At 28.3% G+C, this 24,065-nt stretch carries 37 protein-coding genes; 2 read left to right on the top strand and 35 right to left on the bottom strand.

Annotated features, from left to right (window positions below; all coding sequences use genetic code 11):
- Nucleotides 1–7: 7 nt before the first annotated feature.
- The 35 genes from HKO22_RS03110 to HKO22_RS02945 form a co-directional block, all read right to left on the bottom strand.
- Nucleotides 8–358, bottom strand: a complete 351-nt coding sequence (locus HKO22_RS03110) for a hypothetical protein (RefSeq protein WP_169968479.1) — start codon at nt 356–358, stop codon at nt 8–10.
- Nucleotides 359–444: 86 nt separating this feature from the next.
- Entirely contained in the window at nt 445–651 is a 207-nt protein-coding gene (locus HKO22_RS03105) for a hypothetical protein (protein WP_169968478.1), read from the bottom strand.
- On the bottom strand, nt 648–872 hold the full coding sequence (locus HKO22_RS03100) for a hypothetical protein (protein WP_169968477.1): 225 nt from the start codon (nt 870–872) through the stop codon (nt 648–650). Before HKO22_RS03100 ends, HKO22_RS03105 begins: the two co-directional genes overlap by 4 nt.
- Nucleotides 823–1,725: a RecB family exonuclease gene (locus HKO22_RS03095; RefSeq protein WP_169968475.1), complete on the bottom strand. Its 903-nt coding sequence runs from the start codon at nt 1,723–1,725 to the stop codon at nt 823–825. The genes HKO22_RS03100 and HKO22_RS03095 overlap by 50 nt, the downstream gene beginning before the upstream one ends.
- Nucleotide 1,726: 1 nt before the next feature.
- Nucleotides 1,727–1,954 (bottom strand): hypothetical protein, encoded by a 228-nt coding sequence (locus HKO22_RS03090; RefSeq protein WP_169968473.1) that lies wholly within the window; start codon nt 1,952–1,954, stop codon nt 1,727–1,729.
- Entirely contained in the window at nt 1,944–2,273 is a 330-nt protein-coding gene (locus tag HKO22_RS03085) for an HTH domain-containing protein (protein WP_169968471.1), read from the bottom strand. Before HKO22_RS03085 ends, HKO22_RS03090 begins: the two co-directional genes overlap by 11 nt.
- Complete coding sequence (locus HKO22_RS03080; protein WP_169968470.1) at nt 2,225–3,256, bottom strand: CHC2 zinc finger domain-containing protein; 1,032 nt, start codon at nt 3,254–3,256, stop codon at nt 2,225–2,227. Before HKO22_RS03080 ends, HKO22_RS03085 begins: the two co-directional genes overlap by 49 nt.
- Nucleotides 3,253–4,617 carry a DnaB-like helicase C-terminal domain-containing protein gene (locus HKO22_RS03075; RefSeq protein WP_169968468.1) on the bottom strand — a complete coding sequence of 455 codons (1,365 nt, stop codon included), beginning with the start codon at nt 4,615–4,617 and terminating at the stop codon, nt 3,253–3,255. The genes HKO22_RS03080 and HKO22_RS03075 overlap by 4 nt, the downstream gene beginning before the upstream one ends.
- On the bottom strand, nt 4,556–4,975 hold the full coding sequence (locus HKO22_RS03070) for a hypothetical protein (protein WP_169968466.1): 420 nt from the start codon (nt 4,973–4,975) through the stop codon (nt 4,556–4,558). Before HKO22_RS03070 ends, HKO22_RS03075 begins: the two co-directional genes overlap by 62 nt.
- The gene (locus HKO22_RS03065) at nt 4,972–5,328 is read right to left on the bottom strand and encodes a type II toxin-antitoxin system PemK/MazF family toxin (RefSeq protein ID WP_235932805.1); all 357 of its coding nucleotides are present in this window, start codon (nt 5,326–5,328) and stop codon (nt 4,972–4,974) included. The genes HKO22_RS03070 and HKO22_RS03065 overlap by 4 nt, the downstream gene beginning before the upstream one ends.
- The gene (locus tag HKO22_RS03060) at nt 5,325–6,500 is read right to left on the bottom strand and encodes a phage antirepressor KilAC domain-containing protein (protein WP_169968464.1); all 1,176 of its coding nucleotides are present in this window, start codon (nt 6,498–6,500) and stop codon (nt 5,325–5,327) included. The genes HKO22_RS03065 and HKO22_RS03060 overlap by 4 nt, the downstream gene beginning before the upstream one ends.
- A complete protein-coding gene (locus HKO22_RS03055) occupies nt 6,497–6,997 on the bottom strand; it encodes a hypothetical protein (protein ID WP_169968462.1) in 501 nt (166 codons plus the stop codon). The genes HKO22_RS03060 and HKO22_RS03055 overlap by 4 nt, the downstream gene beginning before the upstream one ends.
- A complete protein-coding gene (locus HKO22_RS03050; RefSeq protein WP_169968460.1) occupies nt 6,981–9,065 on the bottom strand; it encodes an AAA family ATPase in 2,085 nt (694 codons plus the stop codon). Before HKO22_RS03050 ends, HKO22_RS03055 begins: the two co-directional genes overlap by 17 nt.
- Nucleotides 9,066–9,074: 9 nt before the next feature.
- A complete protein-coding gene (locus tag HKO22_RS03045; RefSeq protein ID WP_169968458.1) occupies nt 9,075–9,353 on the bottom strand; it encodes an HU family DNA-binding protein in 279 nt (92 codons plus the stop codon).
- A gap of 18 nt (nt 9,354–9,371) precedes the next feature.
- Nucleotides 9,372–9,584 (bottom strand): crAss001_48 related protein, encoded by a 213-nt coding sequence (locus HKO22_RS03040; protein ID WP_169968457.1) that lies wholly within the window; start codon nt 9,582–9,584, stop codon nt 9,372–9,374.
- 12 nt (nt 9,585–9,596) lie between these two features.
- The gene (locus tag HKO22_RS03035) at nt 9,597–10,325 is read right to left on the bottom strand and encodes a hypothetical protein (RefSeq protein WP_169968455.1); all 729 of its coding nucleotides are present in this window, start codon (nt 10,323–10,325) and stop codon (nt 9,597–9,599) included.
- An 84-nt stretch (nt 10,326–10,409) separates the two neighbouring features.
- On the bottom strand, nt 10,410–10,757 hold the full coding sequence (locus HKO22_RS03030; RefSeq protein ID WP_169968453.1) for a DUF4406 domain-containing protein: 348 nt from the start codon (nt 10,755–10,757) through the stop codon (nt 10,410–10,412).
- A 208-nt stretch (nt 10,758–10,965) separates the two neighbouring features.
- On the bottom strand, nt 10,966–11,229 hold the full coding sequence (locus HKO22_RS03025; RefSeq protein WP_169968451.1) for a helix-turn-helix domain-containing protein: 264 nt from the start codon (nt 11,227–11,229) through the stop codon (nt 10,966–10,968).
- Between the two features lie 578 nt (nt 11,230–11,807).
- Entirely contained in the window at nt 11,808–11,984 is a 177-nt protein-coding gene (locus HKO22_RS03020) for a hypothetical protein (protein WP_169968449.1), read from the bottom strand.
- 2 nt (nt 11,985–11,986) lie between these two features.
- Nucleotides 11,987–12,397, bottom strand: coding sequence for a hypothetical protein (locus tag HKO22_RS03015; RefSeq protein ID WP_169968447.1), 411 nt, complete (start codon nt 12,395–12,397; stop codon nt 11,987–11,989).
- Nucleotides 12,394–12,657 (bottom strand): hypothetical protein, encoded by a 264-nt coding sequence (locus tag HKO22_RS03010; protein WP_169968445.1) that lies wholly within the window; start codon nt 12,655–12,657, stop codon nt 12,394–12,396. Before HKO22_RS03010 ends, HKO22_RS03015 begins: the two co-directional genes overlap by 4 nt.
- A 9-nt stretch (nt 12,658–12,666) precedes the next feature.
- On the bottom strand, nt 12,667–12,855 hold the full coding sequence (locus HKO22_RS03005) for a hypothetical protein (protein ID WP_169968444.1): 189 nt from the start codon (nt 12,853–12,855) through the stop codon (nt 12,667–12,669).
- Nucleotides 12,856–12,940: 85 nt separating this feature from the next.
- Complete coding sequence (locus HKO22_RS03000; protein WP_169968442.1) at nt 12,941–14,020, bottom strand: DNA polymerase III subunit beta family protein; 1,080 nt, start codon at nt 14,018–14,020, stop codon at nt 12,941–12,943.
- A gap of 418 nt (nt 14,021–14,438) precedes the next feature.
- Nucleotides 14,439–14,690 (bottom strand): hypothetical protein, encoded by a 252-nt coding sequence (locus HKO22_RS02995; protein WP_169968441.1) that lies wholly within the window; start codon nt 14,688–14,690, stop codon nt 14,439–14,441.
- A 19-nt stretch (nt 14,691–14,709) separates the two neighbouring features.
- Nucleotides 14,710–15,003 (bottom strand): hypothetical protein, encoded by a 294-nt coding sequence (locus HKO22_RS02990; protein ID WP_169968439.1) that lies wholly within the window; start codon nt 15,001–15,003, stop codon nt 14,710–14,712.
- 79 nt (nt 15,004–15,082) lie between these two features.
- Complete coding sequence (locus tag HKO22_RS02985) at nt 15,083–15,736, bottom strand: Fic family protein (RefSeq protein WP_169968438.1); 654 nt, start codon at nt 15,734–15,736, stop codon at nt 15,083–15,085.
- A 45-nt stretch (nt 15,737–15,781) separates the two neighbouring features.
- The gene (locus HKO22_RS02980) at nt 15,782–16,192 is read right to left on the bottom strand and encodes a hypothetical protein (RefSeq protein ID WP_169968436.1); all 411 of its coding nucleotides are present in this window, start codon (nt 16,190–16,192) and stop codon (nt 15,782–15,784) included.
- 353 nt (nt 16,193–16,545) lie between these two features.
- The gene (locus HKO22_RS02975) at nt 16,546–16,992 is read right to left on the bottom strand and encodes a JAB domain-containing protein (protein WP_169968435.1); all 447 of its coding nucleotides are present in this window, start codon (nt 16,990–16,992) and stop codon (nt 16,546–16,548) included.
- Between the two features lie 187 nt (nt 16,993–17,179).
- On the bottom strand, nt 17,180–17,389 hold the full coding sequence (locus HKO22_RS02970) for a hypothetical protein (protein ID WP_169968433.1): 210 nt from the start codon (nt 17,387–17,389) through the stop codon (nt 17,180–17,182).
- Nucleotides 17,390–17,434: 45 nt separating this feature from the next.
- Nucleotides 17,435–18,235 carry a hypothetical protein gene (locus HKO22_RS02965; protein ID WP_169968431.1) on the bottom strand — a complete coding sequence of 267 codons (801 nt, stop codon included), beginning with the start codon at nt 18,233–18,235 and terminating at the stop codon, nt 17,435–17,437.
- Between the two features lie 90 nt (nt 18,236–18,325).
- Nucleotides 18,326–18,457, bottom strand: a complete 132-nt coding sequence (locus HKO22_RS10960) for a hypothetical protein (RefSeq protein ID WP_268935702.1) — start codon at nt 18,455–18,457, stop codon at nt 18,326–18,328.
- On the bottom strand, nt 18,454–18,654 hold the full coding sequence (locus tag HKO22_RS02960; protein WP_169968430.1) for a hypothetical protein: 201 nt from the start codon (nt 18,652–18,654) through the stop codon (nt 18,454–18,456). The genes HKO22_RS10960 and HKO22_RS02960 overlap by 4 nt, the downstream gene beginning before the upstream one ends.
- A gap of 9 nt (nt 18,655–18,663) precedes the next feature.
- Complete coding sequence (locus HKO22_RS02955; RefSeq protein ID WP_169968428.1) at nt 18,664–18,900, bottom strand: type II toxin-antitoxin system RelE family toxin; 237 nt, start codon at nt 18,898–18,900, stop codon at nt 18,664–18,666.
- Nucleotides 18,901–18,959: 59 nt separating this feature from the next.
- Entirely contained in the window at nt 18,960–19,388 is a 429-nt protein-coding gene (locus HKO22_RS02950; RefSeq protein ID WP_169968427.1) for a hypothetical protein, read from the bottom strand.
- A 76-nt stretch (nt 19,389–19,464) separates the two neighbouring features.
- The gene (locus tag HKO22_RS02945; RefSeq protein WP_169968425.1) at nt 19,465–19,851 is read right to left on the bottom strand and encodes a helix-turn-helix domain-containing protein; all 387 of its coding nucleotides are present in this window, start codon (nt 19,849–19,851) and stop codon (nt 19,465–19,467) included.
- 2,856 nt (nt 19,852–22,707) lie between these two features.
- Between HKO22_RS02945 and HKO22_RS02940 the strand changes: the two genes are divergently transcribed.
- Together HKO22_RS02940 and HKO22_RS02935 are read left to right on the top strand one after the other, a co-directional pair.
- Nucleotides 22,708–23,367 (top strand): copper amine oxidase N-terminal domain-containing protein, encoded by a 660-nt coding sequence (locus HKO22_RS02940; protein WP_169968424.1) that lies wholly within the window; start codon nt 22,708–22,710, stop codon nt 23,365–23,367.
- Nucleotides 23,282–24,052 carry a hypothetical protein gene (locus HKO22_RS02935; RefSeq protein WP_169968422.1) on the top strand — a complete coding sequence of 257 codons (771 nt, stop codon included), beginning with the start codon at nt 23,282–23,284 and terminating at the stop codon, nt 24,050–24,052. Before HKO22_RS02940 ends, HKO22_RS02935 begins: the two co-directional genes overlap by 86 nt.
- Nucleotides 24,053–24,065 lie beyond the last annotated feature (13 nt).

Raw genomic sequence — 24,065 nt, 5'->3', positions numbered from 1 at the left:
TTTCTTTTTATTTGTTAAATTGTTTGGTATTTGTTATCCAATACTTTTCACCTAAATATTCTAAAATTGTAGTTCTGCACATTAACCACCTCTCTAACTCTTGATTGTTTAAAGAGCTTTCATCTGTTGCATAATCTCTAATTTCATCTGCTATTTGTGTTAAAACACTATCGCCGAGAACTTCTAGATTATCTTCAATAATGTTAATAACAACTGCTGGCATATAAGTTTCTCTGCCAAGTGCATATCGCAAAGCACATAAAGTTAGGCATCTAAAGTCAATTTCATTAATATTTAATGTTTTCTGTTCCATGTTTTCATAAAACCTTTCATTTTTATTTGCAAATAAGTCTTTCATTTTTTAATGCAAACGTTATCCCTAATATCGCACCACACGAACGAGGATGCCTCTAGGTTGCGTTTTTCTTTTTTAGGCGACTTATCCTATGCCTTATCTAGTTGCACCATAAAATAAAATTTTGTGTGTTTACCATAATCTACCTTTTTTATTATATCTGTTCCCCAAACCCTAAAATAAGGTATGTCAAACTTTTCTCTGTTTATCATTTCAGCATAACAATCATCTTCTGTTGAGAATATGCCTACGATTTTAGATTCGTCAATATTGTGTCCTTGTCTTAATTCTATCATTGCTTCTCCATTTCGTTTAATTCTTCTTTTTTATTTCGATATTCTTCCATATCGGTAATAATATTAAACACTTTATAGAGTCCTAATAATTCACCTTCAAACTTGCCAACAGTAAATGACTTTCTATCTAATTCTTTAAATTGTGGTGTGTTCATTTCTGTTGCTATATCGCTAATCAGTTCCAAGATTGTATTTTTCAGTAGTTTTATATCTATTTTCATTTTTCTCCTTTGGCTTCCAGCTACTTGCATTAGAGCAAATAATATTATAATCACACCAATAACATAATGGACTTGGTTTTGTTGTTGTTCTTAACTTTGCATTGTTCATATCCTTAAAAGTGTGAATAATATCTTTTACTGTGTTATTTGGATCTTTTGCCCATATTTCTTTAGGGCTTCTTTTATCCATTAACTTTTGTTGTTCTATTGTTATATTGCTTGCAAACAAAGACTCTTGATAGTCATTTAATTTTGTAAAATTATATATTCCTGCTTTTGGGTATTCTCCATATTTGTTTTTTATAGCTAAAAAATAGATTGGTATTTGTAAATTATTTCTTCTTTTATTTTTATCAAATTTCTTTTTTGATGTCTTGTGATCTACGACTACCAATTTCCCGTCATCATCTCTATAAATTAAGTCAATATAGCCTTTTATGTTAATTTCTATATTTTCACCACTAAACATAGTTGGTATTTTTAAATTAAATTCTTCTTCAATGCCGACAATTTCTTTGTCTTTTATCTTTTCATAGAACCCCTGATAATGAATTAATCGCTTCATATCTTCTATTGCATATTTGTATAGTTCGCCCTTTGTATCGCCGTAGGCATAATCAAAAGATAGAGTGTTGACAGTTTGAAGTAAATTTTCTTCTGATAAACTATGATTATCTTTTAAATCTCTAAAAGCATTCTCTAAACCCTTGTGAACAGCAGATCCATAGTCTAAATGTATGTTTTGTTGTTCAAATAATATCTTATCTATATACCTAAAAGACCATTTTTGAGGACATTGTTCAAAAGTTTCTATCTGTGAATATGATAAGTTGTTATATATTTTTGTCATCATGTTAATACCAATTCTCTCCCAGTGAAAGACACTTTATATAATTACTGTTTTTAACTTTCAATTTATCTTTTGCTTCTTCGAGTAAAAAATACACCATTCCGTCAGTTTGCAATTCTCGAGGAAGCTCTTTTTTTAAAGTATTGAAAATTGCTTTAACACATAAGTCTACTTGTTCAGAATTTATAACTTTTCCACTGTCAAAATAGATATTGAATGTTTCATTTGACATTTATTTCACCCGTTGTTTCTATTTTTTCTTTAGTTAATTTTAAATTTTTAGCTGTTCGAAGCTGTCCGCTTGCTTGTGTCAACAATTGGTTGATAGTTCGTTCTATTTCTAATGGATCTATGGAATAGTAATATCCTTTATTTCCCATGCAAATAGGTTCTCCACGTTCTCTCAACTTTTCTACTATTCTTCTTACTGTTCTTTCACTTCTCAAGTTAAAATATCTATCAATTTCTCTTACTTTAGCTGTTTCTCTGTTTTTAATAAATTCTAAAACAGAATCCTCGATGGGTATTTCCCCATTAGTTTGTTTGTCCAATGTGCAAAATCCTCCTTTTTTATTTCTGCTATTGAATCACTTTCATTTTTTGCTATTTTTTCTATTGGGAATTGTTCAACTGGTACATATTTGCTTAATTTTGTCACAACTTCTTTTTGCAAACTCTTGCCAGCTTTGTCATTATCTCCAGATACCAATATGGGAACATCTAGATGCAATAGCAATTGTGCCTGCCTATCGCTTAAATGTGCTCCCATAAGGGCAACTGCATTATCAAACCCCCAATCGTGTAATCGCCAAATAGATTTATAACCCTCAACTACAATTATAAAATTGTCGTATATATCGGCTCTACTTATGTTGTATAATGTAGCACTTTTTTTTAAGCCTTTTGAGAAAAAATATTTGCTCTCACCAGTTAATTCCAACCATCTAAAATCATGTATTGATCTACCAGCAATGCCTAATATCTTTCCATCTGGATTGTCTATTGGAATTATTATTCTATCTTTCATAATTCCTTTCTCACAAAACCTTAAATCAAAAAATTTTCTAGTATCATCATTAAAACCCTCATTTATCAAATATTCATGCGTTATTTCTTTGTATTCTTGTGTATTTAAAAAGATAAAATTTTCAACTATATGGGATTTTTCGCCTCCCTTAATGCGTTTATAATCTGAAATAAACTGTCTATTTGCTAAATGTTCAAAAGTCATGTCTGTACTGTCATCTGTGCTATCAATTTCTTGACCTAATATCTTTTCTAATCTTTTTTTTGCTTGTGAATAGGAAATGTGAAATACATTCATGATTATATCTATTGCACTGAAATTTCTGTTGCACTCACTAAAACAAGTAAAATATCCGTTGTGATAAGAAAATGCAGACGAATTATTGCCCTTATGAATTGGACAACAACTCCTATAGCTATCTCCCACTTTTCGTATGTGTTCTGCACCAACATATGCAAGAAATTTGTCTATTCCGTAGTTTTCTAAAAGTTCCTTAACATCTGTCATAGCACCAAATCTTCAAAATTTTCTTGGAATTTACTTGCATTAAAGGTTACATTGTGTCTGTTAAATTCTAAATAAACACCTTTCGTTTCATCTTCCATTGATGCTCCATTTCTGTTGTATTTAATGTAGATATAATCTTTTGTTTTGGGATAACCCCATTGCTTCATTCTATTTTTGTCATCTTCTGATAAGGGTAATAAAAATCCAATCACAGAAGCATATCTATTAATCTTATCTGAATCGGCAACCCTTACTTCATAAGGACTTGTTTGTGCTAATGTCAGTACGGGTATGTTTAATTCTCCAGCTAAATCCTTTAGAGCAATAGTCCAATTGCCTAATTCGTTATGCTCTCTATTTTTGCTTTCATTAACTTCTTTTACTTTTATATAGTCATATACAAGCATTTGTATGCCCTCTTGCCTAACAAGAGATATTACATCATTTCTAACTTTTTTAGTTGTCCACCTTGTGCTGTATTTGTGTATTAGTGGAGCTTTTTTAATTCTAACTTCGCTTTCTTTATATTTTTTAAACTGTATTGGGTCTGCTTCGTATTGAAAAGTTTCTAGTGCGTGTAATGGTATTCCAGAGTCAATAGAAATTAACCTCATTAAAAATGTTTTAGTTGGCATTTCTGTATCAAGATATAAAGTAGGTATTCCATGCACCACAGCCATATTGTGAGCTTCGTTAATGGCAAAGGCACTTTTACCTTGTTTAGGTCTGCCGCACAATACTACAAGTTCTCCCTTTCGATAGGTGTAAAATTTGTTTAATGGTTCTATTTTTGTTGGTATACCTATTTCGCCATTTTTAACATCTTGTTTCACTTTTTCCATCACATCATCGTAAACATCTCCAATGTATCTGTAATTATCAGCAATAGTATATTTTGAAATTGTTTTGTCTGTGCTATTTCTCAAAGAATCAATTACATCTTCTCTAGTTTTATTATCTCCATTTTCAATATAAGCCAGTTCTTTATCTAAGGCGTTATGCATATCTCTAAAAAAGGATAATTTAGTAACAATTTCAGCTTGTGTCAATATATCTTCTTTTTTGTAATCAGTTCCAAGCTCTGATAATGTCTGTAAATAGTCTAGTCCACCAGAGTTTTCTATATCTTTTTCAAATTCTATGTTTTCATTTTTTGCTATTGATAAAAGTGTAAAAGGATCAACTTTATCACCTTTAAAAGTTTCATATAGCTTTTTTAGTAAATAAAATAAAATTTTGTGAGTTGAGTTATAAAAGTGTTCTGGTTCAAGATTTTGTAGATCTATTATCCAATCTAAATTATTCATTACTCCAGATATAACAATTCTTTCTGCTATTATGTTGTTGTTTACTGTCGCCAATGACTTTCTCCTTTAATTCATTTATTATAATTTCAAATTTAAATGGGAATTCTGAATAGTGAAGTCCTAATTCGTCTTTAATAATATTTAAAAGTTCGATAAACTCATATTCATCATTTCGTTCTACCATATCATTAAAGTTAAATCTCTTTCCCCTAAGAATATATCTCCATTCAAAATAGATTTTTATAAAATACATATGATATTTCTTTTTAAAAGACTCCTCATCTAGCCATGAATTAATCTCATCTATACTTTTTCTGCATTTTCTGCTAACTTCTCTTCTTACATATCTACGAGCCGCTCGTCTAGTATTATATGCTGGTTTCTTTTCACTCACCAACGGGAAAATATTCATACTGCAAGTGATACCTTTATTTTTTCGTTAATATCTTGCATAAGTTCGTCACTTAAATGGTCTAATATACAAATAACTCTTCTTTTATCTATTGCTATGATTTGTTCTAATAGTGCAATGGAATCTCTTTTAAGTTGTATGCCAACTGTGTGAACTGGCAAGTTTACATTGTTTTTCTTGCCTGCTGTCAAGGGAGCTACAATAGTTGTTGTTCCACAATAATTTCCAACATCATTTTGAATTACCACTGCTGGTCTAATACCATCTTGTTCACAGCCAAACCTTTCGCCTAAATCGACCATAACGACATCTCCACGCATAACTCGTATTTCGTTTAATTTTTCATTTCTCATTGGGCTACCTCACTTTTCCCAATAAATTTATTTAAAAGATAATATTGTCCCTTTGGTGTTACTTTTGTTGTTGTGCTAATTCGCTTAACTCCGCATTTGTCGATAAAAGATTTTTCCTCAATAGTAAGTATCTTTTTGTCAATAGCCATTTGAGTTGGAATATTATTCCATTGCTGATTCTCTTTTATTCTCATAACTAGCTTATTTTCTCTAAGCCAAGCAAATAACCTATTTTGTCCTATATTTATTCCATTTTTGTGTAATAGCTTTGCCATTGAGTTGACGGATATAACGTCATTTGAGCAAGATATTTGTTCCGCAAATTTCACTTTTGGTTGTTGCTTTTTGATTTCTTCATTTTGAGCGGAAATAATGTCTTTTTGCTCTTTTAGTTCAATCGTTGCTTGTATTTTCCACTTTGCAAGAGCTATAAAAGCATTTTTACCAACACTATCTTCTTCACCATGGAGAAAATCTGCCATAGCTTGTATACTATGTGTTCCATCTTCATTAGTTTGAGTTGTAAATCCATATTTTCTAATTTCTTTAATTCTTTCTCTTATCCATGTTCTAAATTCATTCGCTTTAGGTTGTCTTGATAAAAATGTTATTTCATAAATGCCATCTTCATTGTAAAGAACGGAATGAGGTTGTAGATTGTGCGATGGCTTGTTTTCAACGTTTGATAAGTTTGCTACATTTTGTAGCAACTCGTTATTCCCGTTATTTATGCTATTCGTTATATGTTTAAAATTTGAAATTCTAACGGAATTTTTATCTAGTACCTTTCTGTTTCTTTGGTGGAGTAAAATTATGCCTTTAGGGGAACTATATTCCAATGCTTTTGTTATTTGACTCCTTGTCATATAAATATTATTGCTTACATCTTTATAAAAATCACATACAGTGCCTAAGAAATTACCTTGTTTTACAAGCTCTAAATTGCCAAGTAGGGTTTTATTTTCTTCATTTACTCCACTATCTGTAATTCCATATTCATTCTTTAAGAGTTGCAAGCCCTCTTCTGTCAATGCTTGTATTTCTCTATTTTGTTCATTAGTTACAGTTGTCTTAAATTCTTCTGGGAAATCTTTCCTTCTTGCTTTTGAACCAACTTGACTTGGAGCTATACCAAGAATGTTGGCTACTTGTTTATAAGTGTATTTATTCATATTGTATTCCTTTCTTTTAGTTTCATTGTTATAGTTAAATAGCTTGAACTTGTTTCATCTAAGTCTAAAATCTCTTCTAAATAATATCTCTCATAATTGTAATGCTTTAAGATAAATGCTACCCAATCCCTAAATCTATAAGGTAAAAAGTCAATACTATAATTATCAAAAGTTTTTGCAATTCTCTTACCTAAATGCTTGCCAGTTCTACCAACTTTTAAATCTCTCACTAGATTTTTACAAAACTGATAATTATAATCATAATTAAGTTCACATATTGAATAGTCAAACTCATCTTTTGTTACAATATACTTTCCTGATTCTGCTTTAAAGCCAACGCCAAATAGGTATAATGTATTTTCTAAGGATAAAAAATGAGTTACATCTCTTATCCTCAGAATTTTTTCATCATTTTTGTAAAATGTTATTGTTAATGGGCGAATAAAAAATTGTTCTTTATTAAAATATGACTTTTCATATTTAAAGAGCTTCGACAAGTGCCTTTACCTTGTTAAATTCTTCAATATCTTTAATCTCACTCATTAACTCAACACTTGTATTTTCCTTGATGATTTTTGTAATATCATCTAGCGTAGCTTTCTTTTCTTTTAATTTTTGTTTCCCAATTTGCGTTAATTCAGAAATCATTTTTTTGGTAACGATTTCCTTGATGTCAGAACTTCTCTGCTTTTTTTCTTCTTGGACTGGTGTATCTTCTTTTTCTGCTTCCTCTCTAGGAGAATCATATTCTAATAGAGCTTCTGCTTTTTCTTCAAATAACTTTTTGACCAATTGAGCTGTTTCTTTAGCACTATTGCCTGCATATATAAATTCTGGGAAGCCTGAAATTCTTGTTTTAGCTTCGTAATTTTCTCCACCATGAAATCTGACAACTCTTTTTGCTATTGTATCTCCATCGTTGTTTTTTTCATACTCTTTGTCAAAATAAAGAATAAAATCTACTTTTTTAATAACTTCATTAATAGCGGTTGAGCCTAATTGAAGTGTTATTTTGTCATAAGCCATATCTTTTCGTTCTATTCTTTGTACTTTGTCATGTGCTATAAAGTGGACTTTTAAACCGCAAGCTCTAACTTCTCCGATTCTCTTCTCAAATTCTCTTGTAATTGCCGCCCAGCCAGCACCATAATTACCATCTGCGGGACTATCCCAGCCATTCATTCGGCACACATATTCTTCGCATTTTGTCCTCATAATGTCGACTGTATCGACTATTACATTCTTAAATGGTGTAGTTTTGCCCTCTTTGTGAATTTTTTTAAGCTCTTTGACAAACTCTAAAAAGTCTTTCCAAGTGTACATATCTTGAACATATGCTTCAAGTGCATTTTGTCCTTGCTCCCAAGCTAGGAATAATGGTTCATCAAAGAAATAAGAACAAAACGATGTATTATGAGTTACAATATAATCTTTTGTGATAAAAAGCTTGTCTGGTGACGCTACTGATATACAAGTTGCTTCATCAACGTCTACTTTTGTAATAGATTCAACTTTTCTTCTATTAGACCAACTCTTTACGCCAGCTAATTCTCTTTTTTCTTTATTTGTAGAAAATCTAAATGGGTTAAATTCTTTATCCCAAATCACGACTGCATAACAATTGTCGCCTTTCATATACTTTATATGAGCGTTAATGCCTAAAGACCAAAGCACTTCTAGGACATCGCTTGCAAGTTGTTTAGACGTTGTTGCGTATTTGCAAGTTGGTCTATCTGTTCTAACTGTACCATCACCATCAAACAGTCCATTAATAAGTGCTAGTCTTTGTTTTTTGGTAGCTAATTTATAAATTTCTGGAATGAATTTTTCTTTGCTTTTTTTGTTAAGCAATCCCAACATTTCCAATCTATCTTTAATTTGATTATGCTGTCCATAGCCTTTATTGGTAGCTATTGAATGTTGCCATGAAACCCAATCTGTATTTCTTGTGTTATTGGATTTTCTCATGGACATTTTAATTTCATCAGATTCTACTAGACCGTGCACATAAGCACAAACTCTCGGCTCATTTTCGTATGATTTAGTCCACTGAATATTATTCCCAGACAAATATCCATCAGCAATAAGTGCTCCCAATAAATATGGGTGAATTGGCAAGTGCTTGTGTATGCCATCATAGTTCTCGATTGTAGGGAACGTTGATGTCTTCATGTAGTTTTGGTCTAAATCTTCTTTTAGTTCTTTTGTTGTTAAATCAAATGTTAGTGGTTTTCTTGGGTTTTTTGTGTCAGGATATTTTCTTCTATAGTGTGTCCAAATATGGTCTCCATCAGCATCAACCCAAGCACCATCTGAAAACTTTACTCTATAAAGCTGTCTTTTACCTTGTGGGAAAACACCTAATAAATCATAGGCTTGTCCGTCACTTCCAATAACCTTATCTTTGTTTGGAATGAGGTCTTCAATGGCTATCCAGCCCTCTGTTGTTAGGACTGGTGTGCCGTTTCTAAGAGCCTTTCCAACACCCGCACTGCCGTATATTGTAAAATTATATTGGTTTAAATCCACAATAGGCTTTCGCTTTTGTATATTTAATAAATCCATTTGTTCTCCTTATCCATTGATAATTTCTTTTAGGTTACTACTTGGCTTAAAAGATACCTTATTTCTTGCAGGAATGACGATTTTTTCTGTTGGATTTTGTGGATTTACTCCCATTCTTTCCTTTGTTGGTTTTGATTCAAAAGTCCCAAATCCGACAATTTTCACTTTATCTCCACTTGCTAGTGCATCTCCAATAGTAGTAAGCGTTGCTTCTAATGCTTCTTTTGCCTTTGCTGGCTTTAATTTTGTTGTTTCTGCGATATTTTTAATTAATTGTGCTTTATTCATTCTTTTTTTCTCCTTTTTTTAATATTCTGTGTTTTCCAATCTTTTTGTTAATATGTTTATATATTCTCTCATTATGCGAGCTTGTGTTTCTAAAACTATCTTTGTTGCTTTGTCTGTTTCTTGATCTGTATCTATATAGAATTGTAATTTTTGATACCTATCTAAAACCTCATTTAATTCTTTTATTAAACGTCTGCCACGATTATATTTTTCTGTTAATACTTTGTCCATGTAGCCTCCTCATTAAAATGGAATATCGTCATTGTCTATCTCGAAAAATGTTTCTTCTTCGTCAATTTCTGATTCTTCTGCAAGAATATATCCTTGAATGACATTGACTTTGTTTTTGAATTTTCTTGCAATACCTGCTGGAGCAATACCCTCAACACTAGCTCCATAGGACTTAATGTTATCTGTTTTTATTTCTGCAACTGCTCTATTTATATATTCGGCTGTTACTGAAATATTGTCGCCCTCGTTGACATCTTCAAAAAAATCTCCCATTTTTTCATCAACAGACATAGTGTACAAATCATTAACTTCTCTGTAGTCATCAAAAACCCTGATGGTAATTTCTTTACCGCCTAAATCTTCTTTATCCACTTTTTTAGTCAATATGCCTGCAATAGTTATAAAAACTCTCGGAGATCCTATTTCGTCAATATGTTCTGTGTAAAAGGCTGTATAATTTTGTGTTTTTCTTATATTCCCCTCTTTATCTTCATATTCGTTGTTTGAAACTATGCCACTTGCTTTAAGAAAATCACCTTTTCTTAATTTTGTCATCATACCTCTTACTCTCTGTGGCTCTTTTTTTGTGTTAAAGATGGTATATGTGAAATAATCTTCTCCAGCTTTTAAAGTCAGCTTTAAAAGTTCCTTTGTGCCATCGGCGTATTCTACTCTTTCTACCTTGTCAAGCGTTCCCGTTGCTAGGAATCTTGTTTCAAATTGTGGTTTAATATTAATCACTCCTTTTTCTTTTGTGTCCTTATAATAACACTAATTTTTATTTTATGCAAGCGTTTTCTTTTAAAAATTCATAAACTTTTTTTGCTATTGACAAAATACTGGTATGTTTAATTCTTTCGCCTTGTCAATCTCTATTTTTACACCTTTTGAGTTTTCCCAATTTTTTAAAATGTACATAAAATCACACGAACTTAATTCTGAAATCGTTTTTTCCATTGCGTCGTCCCATGGTGTTTTTACGTCAATCTCGCTTGGGTTATATACTTCCACCCCTATTTCTTCAAATAGTTGTTCTGCTTCTCTAAAATATTTTTTATAGGTGGTAATTCTTTCAGTAATTGCTCCAGATAAAAATACTTTTGGCAATTTTTTTGTTTTTTCATAATAGTTTAAAATGAAATTAAATAATTCACTTTCAATCCATTTGTGCATTGTTCACTTTCCTTTCTTTATTGTAAACTTAGTTACGAACTTTTATACATAGGGTGGTGCAAAAATATACATAAGTGTTACGAATTTTTATGCGTCAAGTTACGAACTTTCTTGCGTCAAGTTACGCAAAAATTTGCACCATATAATATAAAAGTATAATATAAAAGATATAATAAAAAGAATATAATAAAAAGATTATAAGAAAAAACTAATTCTGAATATATATTTTCCTCTGGTTTATATTCTCTATATATATTTTTATTAAATTACTTTCTTTGAGTTCTTTTAATAATTTTTGTATTGTTCTTTCTTTTTTATTGACTAATTCTCCCAAATATTTATTGCTAGCAAAACAATATCCCTCCTTTGTACTTAATCTTATTAACTCTCCATACAGCAATTTTGAACTAGAACTTAAATTCTTATTTTCTATTATTTGACTTGGTATATTTATATAATATTCCTTTTCCATTTTATTCTCCTATAATTTATAAGTTATTTTTCTATACTCATTTTTATTTTTAAGATAGTAAAATATACTTTAACACATATTATTTTTTTGTTTATGGTAAAATTTACTTTATTATTTTTATATACCATATCCAATGATTAAATCAGTTATAAACTACAACTCTTCTGCATCGCCAATTGTGAAATTATATGTTATAATAATATTGTAGTATTGCACAACAATATTACGTGAACATCTTCTTTTGGAGATGCAATATTAGATTAGGTATCTATTTTTATTAAACAAACACTCTTGTTTACTATGGATCTATATTGAGTGCTTATTTATTTATGACTTAATCTTTTATTGCTCTCCAGAGTGTGTTATTTTTTACATTCCACATTCAACAACTCGAACTCCTCTAAAATGTTATACACTTTTGAAAACATTTTCCCACTCAAATATCAATCTTAACAATCGAGGATACCTCTAGGTTACGTTTTTAATTTTTATTAGATAAATAATGTGCCTTAATATTAAAAACGTCATTGTGATATCTTTAAGCGTTTTAAAATTGATTTGTGTGTTTTTTAGTGTATTTATAGTACTTGCATTAGTACATTAAATATATTATGTCCATATATTGCGATCATTAACAATATTGTTAATAATAATATCGTTACTCCTGCTATTATAAGTGTTGATTTAAAAAATATTTTTAAATTTACAATAAATTCATTATTTGCTGTGTATAATTTCCATTTTCTTATTTTCATAACTAAACTCCTTCATATTCTACTTTTGAATCAATTTCATGATCCACAATTATTGTCCTATCATCTTCTAGCAATTTATTTATATCTTTTTGTATACATTCTTTAATTTCTTCTTCTGAATCTAATACAATTTCTTCAATGTTTGACCATATTACTTGTATTGTATATATCATAGAATCTTCTGTTTCCTCAACATCAACAATGCTAAATTCAGCTATTTCTAAATTATTAAACTGATATTGTTTTATTAAATTATCTTTAAAATTTCTAAAATAATTTGCTATATTTATTTTTTTTACTTCTTCAATCATTTTTTGCTCTAAATGATAATCTATCATTATTTTCATTGTTTCCTCTCTCTCTTCTCTCCAATCTGTCAACTTCCAGCTATCATAATTTACTAACACATTCATTTAAAAATGACCTCCACTTCATCTGTTTTGTTCATCATTATTTCATTTTGCAAAGCTTGATATATTTTGAGTCCTTTTATTGCTCCATAATCTTTAATATTGGCTATTTTAATTATGTTTAATATTTTTTTATCTTCTTCAATTTTGTAATTTAACGGATACATTTCAACTTTTCCACTTTTATAAAATATTATTTTAACTTTACAATTAAAATCCAGGAAATCTTGCACCATGTCATCATTTTTTATTGTATATTTCATCTTACGCCCTTATAACTTTACAATACTCATTTTAATATTGGATATTTCTTGCTTATCTTGTCTGTGAAACACTTCCGTTACTGTCTTGTTTAAATAGTTACGGGCATGGTCTATTAATGACCTATACCCCATAACTAATAGTGCTTGTTCTAGTTTCTCATTAGGAATATCCACATCAAAACTAACACGCAATTTCATTTCGTTCTCCTTTCTTTTAAAAATCTGTTCAAACATCATTTTACTTTGTCACGTTACCCTTGTCAATTATTTTTGAATTTTTGTTTTATTTTTTTATTTGTATTGGTAAAAGTAAAATTGTCTTAATATTATCAGTAAATATTATCGGGTGAATTTCATCTTCCATTTGTACATCTACTTTATCAGAGTAATTAAATAATTTTAAAACTTCTAACATATACTTCCCGTTGTATCCTATGGTAAACCTATTTTCTACTTTACTTTTACTATTATTTTCAATGTTTGCAAGTCCCGCTTGACAACTTAATTTATGATTATAATTTTCTATAGAACTTTCAATCAATGGTCGCTTTTCTGATAATTTATTACATTTTTCAAAATATTTAATGAATGTCTTAATCTCTTTGTTGTTGTAACTTGTTTTGTAATTTTCTTTTGCATTGTGAAATACATTTTCATAATTGAAATACTCTCCATCGATAAATGGCGTTAAAAATATCATATTATTTGTCGTTAAAAAATATTTTTCCCCAGTTCTTAATATACCTTTTTTGATGCATAATTTTAGCTTTGCTTTAATTTTCTTTAATCTTTTTACTGTTTTATCATCAATAATTAATTCAAAATCTTCTTTTTCATTGCATTTTATGCCAATATTTCGCACATATACTCTATATCCATCCATAGCAGCAACTGACAATTCATTGCTACAATGATCGTAACGTAAACATACTCCCATAAGCATTGGTGCGTTTGTGTCTTTACTTCTAAAGCTATCTGTTTCTTTTAATGCTTCTATGAGCTCTTTTACATCAATTTCTGCAATAGTTCTCTCTATTTTAGGTATATTTATTTTTACTCCAGTAGTTAAAATTGTGTTAATATCTCCACTTGAATCGCTAATTATCAGTTGTTGATTCTCTATATTAATGTTACTCATTTCATTTGGTAAACTTTTTATAATTTTTACCAAATTACCTGAACCGATAGCATACTCTCCAACTGGGATATCTATCTTTTGTGTTTTTTGTATTCTGTAAATTAAGTCATTCCCCAATAGGAATACAACTTCTTTTTCATTAACATTTATTACAGTTTCCAAACTATTTTTGTCTAACATTGCTACATCTATCATTTGTTTTAATTCATTATTATTAATTATCATTTTAAACTCCTCATATATATTTCCTATATGTTTTATGTTCTATTCTCATTTTAAAGTTATAATCTTCTCTTTTTTTGTTGATAGCTTCTATTTGTTCTTTATAAGCTTTATAGCTATCACATTCGCTATGACAGCCTACTTGTCTATATTGACATTTTTTGCAACAACTTGTTATCTGCACTTTAAACTCCAATTAATTAATTGTTTTTGTTCCTCTTGTTGTTTCTTTTTGTTCGATAATCGTAAAATCATTTAAAGTTGTATTAAGCGTAAATTTCAAAATGTCTATTTCATTGCCAGTAAAAAACACCTTGTTTCTTTTATTTTTGTATTCTCTGTTTGATCCTAATGAGCATTTTTTATAATCTTCACTAACATTTAAAAAAGCGTATCCTGCATTATTAGTTAAATATTTGTGTTATAAACAAAATCTTTTAATATGTCTTAAATTAAGATCTGTTATTGCGTATACATAGGCTGTATCAATTAACTGTTTACGTATTGATACGGGTAAACTATAAAAGTTTTCATATTCTGTGCTTAACACTCCTACTATTTTTTCACTAATTGAACAAACAAGCCTATCATTAAAAATACAAACACAATTTTCATCTATTGTTGATTCCAATCCCATTTTGTTAATTTCTTTTTTAAAATTCTTATATTCCATTTTTTACTCCTTTCATTTTTTAAACAATGTATTCTGCCTCTGGTATTAAATCACTCATTCTATCCAATGTATCCATATCAAAATAATCATAATCAAGGTATTTATCGCCAAACATTCCCGTACTGATTTTTTGTAATACAATACATTTGTGTAAATTTCCTTTTCTGTCCCTTATTTCTCTTATTTCATCTTTTATCTTCATCTCCTTTAATTTCTCACCATAAAACTTTAATGTATCTTTTTTAAAATAATCACTTCCTCGCCTTTCATATTCTCGCACTAATTTTTCTAATGTAATATTATGATTTTTCATTTAACATCTCCTTAATATGTTTTTTTGCATTAAAAAAAGCCATTGCTTTTGCAATGACCTTTACAACTTATATTTTTTATTATTTATCAATTCCACTTATTGCATAATTGTAAATAAAATTGATTAAATTTTCTTCTTCATCATATGAATAATATCTATTTAAGAGTGTATTAAATTCATTAATTTTATCTACTGATATAGATATTATTCCATTGCCTTTTTGAATCATCTCCTTATTTGCTATTAACATTGCTGTTCTTTTATTGCCATCCCAAAATAATTGAGCTTTCATAAGATAAAGCATGATTTTTATTGATCTCAATGTATTAGGCTCTATCTTTTTTAACTCTTTCAATTTCTTTGTTATTTCCTTTTCGTCTGGTATTGGTGGAATATAATTTGTTCCGCTTATACCTACCTTTCCAGTTCTTAACTTGCCCCACTCTAAAGCTTCATCTTTTGCAACCTCTTTATGAATGTTGCAAATATAGTCAAGCGTTAAATCTTCATCATAACTTGCAAATACTTCCTGCCAACCATGTTTTAAGTTCAGTATTGTGTTAATTTCTGAAATATCTGCATTTTTAACTTTTAGCTTATTAACTATATCATAAGTATCTGGAAAAGTGATATTAATACCCTCTAGGTTAGCACTTCTCCAGATAGAATCTACAATATTTCTTTTTGCAAGATATAGATTTTCTTTTTGTGTCATATTATATCTATCTTGCATTTTACACCCCCTTTAATTACTTAATTTTATTTTATATCATTTTCACTAATCTTTCAAAAAGTCTAATATTACTTTTACAGTTGTAGGAGAAATTATATTGCCGCTATCGATATTTAAAGTGTCTAGTATGTCCATTAATAATATTTGAACCCCCTCTCGTACATAAAAGAGTTCTTTTTGTTCGACATTATAAGATATTGATATAGCATCTTCAAGGTACTTTAATACATTACAATACAAATTACTATCTTCATATTGCCAGAGGCATAAATTTTGTTTTGATGCTTCTGTTGAATATGTTCTCGTTCCGTTATAAAAATTATACTCAAAATACTTTTGCGTAGCATAGTCCCAAACTATGCCTTCATACGTTTGAATATCGTCTAAAATTGTGTCTAACATGCTTTTCATTTCTTCTTCGCAGGTTTGTTCAAACCCAATGTTGCATTTTAACATTATATCCCACAATTCGACATTTATCTCATATGTTGTTATTTCTGATGTCCTGTTTCTTACCAATAATAAGGCTCTGTCCAATTGCTTTATATATTTTTCTTTTAAATTTATCATAATCAATTCTCCTTTTATTTTTTTATAATCTCTCTTGTAAATAATAAGTATCTTAATAAGCAAAACTAATATATTAAGTTCGCTCTCGTGGTATATAGTTTATATAACTCAAATGTAAAAATGTATTTATCTTTTATATTCTGCATATTTAAAAAAAGAGGCTTTAACCTCTTTTCATATTTTACAATTTAATAAATCATTATAATTAATCTCAATTAATTTTTTGTTACCAATTTTATTTATAAACCACACTCTTTATAAATGCTAGTATAATTATTTTCATCACAAATTACTAAATTATCAATGACATTTAAATTTAAAATTTCGCCTGCTTCTTTCATTCTTCTAGCCATTTTTATATCTTCATAAGAAGGATTTGCGTCTCCACTTGGGTGATTATGTGCAAGAATTATTGTATGTGCATTAATAAGCAATGCTCTTGAAAAAACTTCCCTTGGATCTGACAAAGTTCCATCAATAACTCCCTGACTTACTATAAAAGCACCTATAATTTTCTTTTTTACATCTAGGGCAAGCATGACAAACAATTCACTTGGTCTTGAATCTAGTTCAAACAACTTATTTAAAATCTTTGCTGCTGCTTGTGAAGTCTTTACAAATATATCTTTTATATATTCTTCTTCATCTTCTTTAACTAACCTAAGACTATATTTTTTTATATTCATAATCATTTCTCCTTTTTGTTCTTTATTTGTTTTCTCTCTTGTAAATAATAAGTATCTTAATAGGCAAAAACAAAACATAGTGTTTAGCGATAAAAAGCCTAATAAGATGAGTGCTTTTTATTTTCTTTTGCCAATTTAAAAAGAATTCTGTCAAACTTGCAGAATCCTTTGGCAAAAGTTAAAAAATTTAATAATAAAATTGTTCGACTTCTTTGATATCTAGAGTACCCTCTACATTGGATAAAATATCATAAATAAAATATACAATTTGTTTTTTAGTGGTGTTATGGTGTTCTTCACCATAATCAATTACTGAAGCTATTAGCTGGATATAAAAATTATCTACGCTAAAATTCTCTTTATAATATTCTAAAAAATCATCTTTTTGAAATCTCATTTATATCCCTCCATCTTCTCGTGATTTATTCTCCTTTTATAGCAATTATTTAATTTGATATTTGAAATAATCTCTCAAAATTTTATTTGAACTATTATTTATTATCTTTTCTTCAAATTCATCTAATGACGCTTTGAGCCATATTGCCCTCTCATCATCTTTATTGCCATTGATAAGGCAGGCTGGAATAAACTGCGAAGTTATCATATTCCCAACTATTCTATAACTAAAATATCCAATATATTTATAGTCCATAGTTAAACTTTTGAACATTTTGTCCACTTTCTCCAAATATTTTCCTAAATAATAACTTTGGCAATTGTCTTGAAGAATATCATTTAAAAACTGCACTCTTAACCCTTTTTCTTCTCCTGTTCCTGTTTTCTCTAGTTCGTTTAATTTGTTATAAACATAGTCAAATACATCTATGATTTGAATGCTGTCTAATTTTAACATTTCAATGATAACAATATCTGTTAGCTCCTCACTGGATAATGCAACATTTGAATTATCATCATATGGTAGTGAATAGCGACAATACTCGTAATAATGATCAATGTTACTGTAATATACAGTTTTTGCTATCTCTACATTTTCATCAAATAGCTTGTTTAATTTTTCAATTAAATTTGCATAGCTTCTTCCTCGAGAAATAGTCCCATCTGTACCTATCTTAATTCCATAGTTGTTAAATACATCAATGTTGGCTTTTACAATTCTTATTATCGTGTTATCTTGGCAAAATCTTGAAATTCTTCTATAATTTATTTTGTTGTTGTATTGTTTAAAAGGTTTAATTGACTCTTTTAAGACTTGTACAATTTGTTTATCTTCTATTTTTTTCATTTTATTTTCTCCTTTTTAAACATTTCACGCTTTTTTGAATATAAAAAAAGAAGTTATCTTTTTTTGATAACTTCTTTAAGTCTGTTTATTTTATTTTATTTTATCTTTGTTTTTTTGTTGTGATGTCAATTTCAGAGCCTTTATATAATCTAAAACTCTTTTTTGTGCTTCATCTGGTAGTATTTTAAAAATATCATAAGCTTTTACTATAGTTTTATTCACAATCCCAACTCCTTTATTGCTTCATCAAGACTAATAAACTCCCCTTGTTCTTCTATTTGTTGTAATTCTTTCGCTTCTTCATTTGTTACTGTGATCCACTCTGGATCATAACTTATTCTCATATCTTGTAAAAATGTTAGCACAAGCTTTTGTTCTTCTACTGTTAATTCTGCCATATCTTTTGTAAAAGTGTCCATATTTGCCTCCTATTTTTTATAAGCCTCTCCTCGTGGTAATATATTTATAATTTTAATACTATCTTTTTCTTTTGTGTATATTATTCTATATACACCTACTCTCAATCTATATTGAGGTAGTCCTTGAAGTTTTTTAACATCGCCATTAGGTAAACTCCTAATAGCTTCAAGTATTGTATTTTTATACCTATTATCTAATTTTTTTAGATTTTTTATTGCTTGTTTACTAATTTCGATACTATACATATTTTAATTATACCCCCTTATTTTAATTTAAACAAGCGTTATAATTACAAGTGGATATTTTATTCTATCCACTCATAATCAACAGAACCACAAAATTTATAGTCAAAATAGTCCGTCATAACATCTGATTTATCATAATTAAAGCTATTCATGTATGTTTCTATATCTTCGATCATATCTTGACCTTTTTTGTTGATATATACATGGTCTTTTAAATAACTGTTAAATATATCAACAGTTATATTGACGTCATCAAGTTTTCTAGAGATATGTTCTACTATAAAAGAACGCTTGTTATTAGGTAACTCCTCTCTTGATGTCGCTTTAAAACTATTATCTAACTTTAACATGATAAAGATTGTATCATATTCACTTCGTACAGAATTTTTAACTCCATAAGTATCTTTGATATAGCTTTTAACTTTTTTCGCTATATCTTTTATTTTTAAATTGGCGTCATAATTTGTGCCTATGATATTGTTATACATATATTTATACCTCCTGATTTTGTTATGTATAGTTAAGCGTTTAGCTTAACTATGAGAGTAAAAAAAAGACTACCTTTTATTCTTTAGGTAGCCCAAAAGCGTTCCCGAATCGAATATAGTTTTTTATTTTACCATTTACTATATCTTTATACAATTGGTCGTATGTTTTATTGCTATTGCTGGCGTATGCTTTTAGATCTATATAGCCATCAAGACTTACACCTATTTCATTATCTTCTAACTCTACACCTTGCCAATCTATGCCTCTAGATTGGCACTCTGATTTTACCCAATTTACGGGTATAGCTTTGTTTCTTCCAAATCTTTTATGCCCCCTAATTTTCCCGTTGTTTATCCAACGGGTAATCAAAGGCGTGGACTTCTCACTTATGCCGATAGCCTTGCAGACTTCAGCAGGTGTAAGATAGTCTACAACCTTATAAACCTTTTTATTATTTATCATATAATCAACCTCTTATAGTTGATTATACCATAAAATATGAATGTATTTATTTTTTTATAATACGCCACCTCTTTTTTTAATTTTTTAACCTTATATCAATACTCATTATATTAATATCAAGTATTAATATAAAATCAAATTAATTTGATTTTTTTTTGAGTGTTAAAATGGAAGTCTCAGTTCAGCTGCGGGTATCAATTACTGCCGAGATTATAACGACTTTCACGCCATCCATTACTTGAACGTGCTATTGTTCAAGCTAACCTACCTTTTCTTATATCCTCTATGCTATCACATTCCCATGTGAGGCTAATCCAAGCCAAAAATATAAGATTATAGTTTTCTACCCTTAATTATTAATTAGTTCAAGTTCTGGTTCATTAATAATTAAGTGAGGTTAAATTTTTTTAATTGTCAAGGTTCAAGGTGGATACTTCAAGTCGCTGTTTTACCACCAATGAATTCAATTAAATATTTTTTATTTGTATAAGTCAAATTGTATTGCTCTTAATATCTTTTAAAAACTGTACGGCAACTTAACAAGGTAATCCGTTTTTAACTAATTTTCTTAACAATCTTTAAAAGATATTGTTAAGCGTTATGCTTAACTTATACTTTAAAAAAATATTTTTTTGTTTTCTTGCTTATATTTTATCAACTGTTTTCTATTGTGTCAAGTCTTTTTTTTAGATTTGAACAACAAAGTTAAATATAAGCTTTTAACTTGCCTATATTGTACCATCGTAGTTTTTAAACTGTCAACAACTTTTTTTTATTTTTTTATAATGTCGTATAATATAGTTATTTACTAACTTTAACAGTTTTATTGTTGCATTGTTTTTATAATTTTACTATAATTATATTAGATAGAGTTTAAATTGTTTAGAGTTTTAAAAAATAGATTGTAATAACTTCACAAGTTTAATAGTTATAATTATTAAGCTTATAATAATGTTATTGCAATCTATTTTTTTATTAGTTATTATTGTTCTTTTATTTCCCTTTATATAGAAGTAATTACAATGAATAATTCTTTTTATGGTGTATTATACAATATCACAAGGCTATTATTTAATCTATCATTAAATGTATTATGTTCGTTAGTTTAATATCTACCATACAAATTTATATCATAGATATATTATTAATATTATAGTATTGTAATTGTTAGATTGTTTAATAATAAATACAGTGTAAATATTGTTACATAGAATGTAAATAATAATAGTTAGTATTAGTAAATAATAACGATAACAAATAATGATAATGAGGATATTTTTAAATATACCTGACTAAGAAAAATTATTTTTATTTAGATCTATTAGAATAAACTCCGACCATTTGACCAAGAGCGATAATAAACAATAATGATCATAATTAAAATGTTTATTTTATAAGTTTTTGTAAATAATAATGATAAATCGTGATAAATATAAACAATAATGATAATGAGTAATAGTAAATAATAAATATAAATAAATAATAATGGTTCGCAAAAACCTCTACAAGCCAGTAATTGCAACGGGTCTAGCGTTTCACAAAATATTGATTTTATGAAATGATTATTTTACCCAATAGAAGTATTATAAAAAGTACAATTTTTTAAAGATATTACAACTATGTATTTTACAAAGTTTGTAGCGTATTTTATTTAAGGGGGGTATTTACTAAAAAACACAATTGTTTGTGTTATGAAAATTGGTGGGGTTACTCAATTAAATAAATTTATTATTTAAATATAAATTTGTAATAAATTTTTTTTAAATCAATTTGTTCTTTAATAAATTTATTGTCTTTATTTTTCAATAATTCATTTCATTTAATAAATTCAGACTGTTGACAAAGTAGGTGTATTTGCACCTATTTTTTTAGTTCAACTCAATTAAATAAAACTAATAAATTTAACCTCATATTACTGAAATTGTGTTACATAAAGTTTTATTTGATACGTATGTTTATGGGTAACACAAATGCTATGAGGTATTTTTTTATGTTTGATGTGTTTTGTATTGAATTATCTATAATTGTGCTTTATTTTTTATTTATTAATACTATTGATCTATTATTTATTTAAAACTTAATTTAGGGGTATTTTAAACAACTTCTATGTGGTATATATTGTATATAATCATAATAGAATATAGTATATTTGAGGTTTTTCTATGGAATATGTTTATATAAGGGGGATAATTTTTACAGTGAATGAGATATATAAGTGAATGAGATATATAAGTGAATAAGATGTGTATGTTCAAAAGACGTGTATAGTAAATGAGATGTTTGTAATAAACAAACTATGCGTAATGATTAAAATATTGACACTAAAACAAGATAACTGTAATGATTGGAATATGTATAGCAAACAAGGCATTTAAAGGATTGAGATATTGGCACATAGAATATAATGTTTAAAATAGTACAAGATGTCTGGAGTAAATAAGATGCTGGCTATATAATTAGAGTATATTTTGTAAAAAAATTTATGATACTAATATTAATTATATTATAAAATTTTGTGCTAATATGATTTAGATTGATACAATTATCTGATATAATAATGCTAAATTTGATAATTATTTCCCATTGATGATATTGTGATTCTTTAAAAAACATTTTTATGTATTTTTAAAGGGTTTTATTTGTGGGAGTTTTAAAGGTTTGAACTTCAAGAAGATTAAAGATTAAAAATAGATGTGATTACTGAAATCAATTCTAAGAGCCTACAATACCCCTACGTTGCGTTTTTATTTTTAATACATATATTTGGTCTAGGAATTTAGAATTGTTTTTATCTTTTTTTTGATTTTTATTTATTATTTAAGGTTATTTGATGAATTTTTGAGGAGGATATTTTTTATGAAGAATTTTAAAAAGGCTTCTATGGCTGTTCTGTTGTCTTGTGTTATTGTTGGCAATGTTGTAGATGCTCAAAGTAAAGATGATATTAAAATTGAAATTAACGGAAAAGAAGTTGTTTCTGATGTTGCTCCTTTTATTGATAATGATAGGACTTTAGTTCCTATTAGGGTTATATCAGAAAACTTGGGATATCATGTTGATTGGAATAATCAAAATAGAAAGGTTGTTGTTAAAAACAGTGATAAATCTATTGAGTTAATTATTGGAGATAAGAATGTCAATGTTAATGGCAATAAGAGTGTTATTGATGTTGCTCCAGTGATTAAAGATGAAAGGACTTTTGTTCCTTTGAGATTCATTGCTGAAAACTTTGATAATAATGTTAATTGGGATAATAACACCAGGACTGTTAAAATTGACAAGAAAGAATCTAAAAAAGTTGCTAGTATTGTGAATACTAAAGATACTAACAACAATAAAAAGAAAATTCCAACTTTAAATAATACATTTACACCAATTACTTCTAAACCAATAGTTGAAACAAAAATCATTAGAGAACCTCAAATAATATATGTATATAGAGATAAGGAAACAACTCCAAGTAAAAATACAACACAAAAAAAACGAAACAAAGCCAATCATCAAGCCTACTCTTAATAAAGAAAAAAATAACGAAAATTTTATGGAAGATAGCCAAATAAAATTTTATATGAATAATGCTAAACGCTCACTTCAAGAGATTGATGTCGATTTGGAACAACTGTCTATCTTGAAATTTAATACGGAACAAACACGACAAGATTTTATTCAATTGCAAAAAAAGCAACAATCTGCCAAATACGGGGACACGATAGAAGAAAAAATCGACAAACTAGATACAGATGCTCGTATAGATAAATTAAAAGATAAAGTAGAATATGACGACAACCTATTACAATTCACGCAAAAACAACGTGACGAATTACACAAGGCATACGAAAAGCTTAAAAATAGTTCGACAAGAGAAGATTTTAATGCACATTCCAGACAATATAATAAAATTAGAGATAGTTATATAAGTGGGAAATATGATATGCGAAATAATGATTTTTTACGCCGTATCATAAAAGGGAGAAATCTAGTGAGGAGAAAAATAGAAATATGGTGTGTAGATAGCACTGATGAATACAAGCCTCAGATAGAATCTCACAAACGTATTCTTATACAATACGATGCAGATATTGTGCGTGACCTCAATGCATATACTAACCTCACTATAGCTCCTGATGTGCAAAAACTATTAGAGGAATACGACAAAGAGTTAAAGCAAGATATAGCAAATAATTACAATTTTAATAAATAATACACAACAAATA

Origin of the sequence: Peptoniphilus faecalis (assembly GCF_012976305.1) — a bacterium.
GTDB classification, from domain to species: Bacteria; Bacillota; Clostridia; order Tissierellales; family Peptoniphilaceae; genus Peptoniphilus_A; species Peptoniphilus_A faecalis.
This window is presented reverse-complemented; position numbering and strand designations above follow the sequence as displayed.